The organism is Lactococcus sp. UBA7128 (assembly GCF_002492185.1).
Classification (GTDB): domain Bacteria; phylum Bacillota; class Bacilli; order Lactobacillales; family Streptococcaceae; genus Lactococcus; species Lactococcus muris.
Genome location: NZ_DKXK01000081.1, coordinates 1 through 3,202, shown reverse-complemented (window position 1 = coordinate 3,202; position 3,202 = coordinate 1). Strand labels below are relative to the sequence as shown.

3 protein-coding genes are annotated in these 3,202 nt (G+C 40.5%); 1 reads left to right on the top strand and 2 read right to left on the bottom strand.

The window, feature by feature from the left end:
- Window positions 1-117: 117 nt before the first annotated feature.
- Both accA and accD read right to left on the bottom strand, forming a co-directional pair.
- A complete protein-coding gene (gene accA, locus B4H39_RS08945; protein ID WP_251423995.1) occupies window positions 118-873 on the bottom strand; it encodes an acetyl-CoA carboxylase carboxyl transferase subunit alpha in 756 nt (251 codons plus the stop codon).
- Window positions 866-1,732, bottom strand: coding sequence for an acetyl-CoA carboxylase, carboxyltransferase subunit beta (gene accD / locus B4H39_RS08940; RefSeq protein ID WP_251423994.1), 867 nt, complete (start codon window positions 1,730-1,732; stop codon window positions 866-868). The genes accA and accD overlap by 8 nt, the downstream gene beginning before the upstream one ends.
- Window positions 1,733-2,022: 290 nt before the next feature.
- Between accD and B4H39_RS08935 the strand changes: the two genes are divergently transcribed.
- Window positions 2,023-2,958: a glycosyltransferase family 2 protein gene (locus B4H39_RS08935; RefSeq protein WP_251423993.1), complete on the top strand. Its 936-nt coding sequence runs from the start codon at window positions 2,023-2,025 to the stop codon at window positions 2,956-2,958.
- Window positions 2,959-3,202: the final 244 nt, after the last annotated feature.

Here is a 3,202-nt window from a genome sequence, read left to right as displayed (position 1 = left end):
TGAGTGTTTGATGAGAAAAGGATGCATAACTCTTTCAAAACCCGCCATCCGTAAAATGAAAAAGCTCAAGCCTGTCCTTTCGACAAGTTCTTGAGCTTTTTGCATATCTCTCTTGTTCTAATATTTTCTGAAACGTTGGTAGCGACTTTCTTGCAGTTCTTCTTCTGACAGCTGTGCCAAGTTATGAAGTTCCGTCTGAATAATCTGCTTCAAGTTTTCCATGAGATTTTCTTCGGGAACAATTCCTTCGATAATCCCCATCTTAAGCTGGTCTTCGGCCCTAATCTTCATCAGTTCTCCCGCCTCATCACGCCGTGAACCATCCTTCCAGAGAATGGTCGCAAAACCTTCTGGGGAAAGGACAGAGTACATGGCATTTTCTAACATGTAAACCTTGTTAGCAACAGCTAAAGCTAAGGCACCACCTGAGCCCCCTTCACCAGTGATAAACGTCAACACAGGAACTTTTAAGTCAGACATCTCATATAGATTGCGGGCGATAGCTTCACCCTGTCCACGTTCTTCTGCCTCAATGCCAGGATAGGCGCCAGCAGTGTTGACGAAAGTAAGGATCGGACGTTTAAACTTTTCAGCTTGCTTCATCAGACGTAAGGCTTTTCGATAGCCATTTGGACTGGGTTGGCCAAAGTTCGTCGCTAAATTTTCTTCAAGATTTTTACCTTTTTGAATGCCAATCACAGTAATGGCTTGCCCCTGAAAAGAAGCAATTCCTCCAACAATAGCTTCATCATCTGTAAATTGTCGATCCCCATGAAGTTCAAAAAAATCTGTGAAAAGTTCCGCGATAATATCCCGGACAGCTATACGATCACTGGCACGCGCTTTATTAATAACCTCTGCAATTTCAGACATTTTTCACACCTCCATGAAGTTTCAAAAGTAAGGCCAGCTTTTCACGCAGTTCTTGACGTTTGACAATCGCATCTACAAAACCATGCTTTAAAAGAAACTCTGCCTTTTGGAAATCATCTGGCAAGGTCTGACGTACAGTTTGCTCAATAACACGTCGCCCCGCAAAGCCAATCAATGACTGTGGTTCTGCCAAGATAATATCTCCCAACATGGCAAAAGAAGCCGTCACTCCACCCGTAGTCGGATCCGTTAAAACAGTGATATAGAGCAATCCAGCAGTAGAATGTTTCTTGACAGCTGCGGATATCTTCGCCATCTGCATAAGAGACATAATCCCTTCTTGCATACGCGCCCCACCAGAAGCTGTAAAAATAAGAACTGGAAGCTTTTCAGCTGTTGCCATCTCGAAAAGACGTGTTATTTTTTCACCAACAACTGTCCCCATAGAAGCCATGATGAAGGTCGAGTCCATGATGGCTAGAGCAACCTTCTGCCCTTTAATCCTCGCCATTCCTGTCATGACTGCTTCATCTAAGCCGGTCTTGTCTTTCGTTGCCGCAAGTTTTTCAACATAGTTGGGAAAGTCCAATGGATTCTTACTTTCAATTCCTGTAAACCTTTCTTCAAACGAATCCGCATCCACTAAAAGTTTCAGACGCTCCGGAGCGGTAATCCGGAAGTTATAGCCACAATGTGGGCAGATTTTGCTGGCACCAAGGTCTTGCCTATAGATGCTGTGCTTACAGGCAGGGCATTTGGCAAAAAGTTCATCTGGGACTTCAGGTTTAGTCCTTTCTTTTTGATCCGTCGAACGATTGGGATTAATCTTAATATATTTTTTCTTTTGAAAGAGAGCCAATTATTTCTCCTTTTTATCAAGGTTCAAAAGAGCCTGATATAAACATTTTTAGCAGATATTTATCTGTTTTTTACATCATTTTTATTTTAATTATCTAATTATACACACAAAACTAAAATTCGTCAAGAAGGAGCTAAATGTCCAAAAAAGTGAGTGCCACAGAAGAGAACTGCCTGTCATGCCAGAATAAAAAAACTCGAACAGACTGTCAAATCAAACTGTGATATAATATTAAAAGTTTAACTCTTCTCATCTGTATAGAGGGTTTAAAAATGAGAAAGGAGCAAGTCATGGAAAAGCCGACATTGTCAATCATTGTCCCTTCCTACAATGAAGAGGAAACCCTTGAGCTGTTTGTCGATGAGGTCAATGCTCAAACTTTAGATTTACCTCTAGACAAAACCTTTTATTTTATTAATGATGGTTCTTCCGATCGGACACTTGACGTGATTAAGTCGCTCTGCAAAAAACATTCCAACATTAAATATATAAGTTTTTCTAGAAATTTCGGCAAAGAAGCCGCTCTTCTGGCTGGGCTACGTGTAGCCACAGGTGACTATGTTACGGTTATGGATGCTGACTTGCAAGACCCTCCCCATATGCTCAATGAAATGTATGCCAAGATTTTGGAGGGTTATGATATTGTTGGAACACGGCGCATTTCACGCAAGGATGAACCCTTTATCCGCTCTCTCTTTGCAAAAACTTTTTATAAGATAATCAATAAAATATCAAGCACGCAGATGGTTGACGGGGCGCGAGATTATCGTCTTATGACTCGGCAGGTAGTGGATAGTATTTTGGAACTTCCCGAGCACAATCGCTTTTCCAAAGGCTTATTCTCCTGGGTAGGTTATGATGTGACATACTTAGAGTACAAGAATGTAGGACGTGTCGCGGGAAAAACCTCCTGGAGCTTTTGGGGACTGCTTCACTACTCCATCGACGGTATCATTAATTTTTCCGATGCACCTCTGAGTTTGGCTACATTTATTGGGCTTATCAGCTTTTTAATTTCTGTTTTAATGAGCCTTTTTTATACCTTGAAAACCCTGCTCTGGGGTGAAGTTGTTCAAGGTTTTCCGACACTCATTATCCTTATCTTGATGCTTGGTGGTTTGCAACTTCTCTCTCTAGGTATCATTGGAAAGTACTTGTCCAAGGTCTTTCTTGAGACGAAACAACGTCCCAATTACTTTATCAAAGAAGATAATATCGAAAAATAATATCATTCAACAGTTAATAAATAAGGTCTGATTTAAAAGGCCTTATTTTTTTGTTTCTCTGGGGATGATAGCTGCTCTACTGCTGAACTCTCCAGCTTTGTGACTCTCTTTACTCCTTGTGCTCACCGCTAATATTTTTTGACATTTTTAGAAGATGTTGATAAAATAATATTGTGAGAAAATAATGTTGTTTTCTCACTTTTGCTTGGCGTGTTTTCTTATAAAGTAAGGTAATAATTTTTTA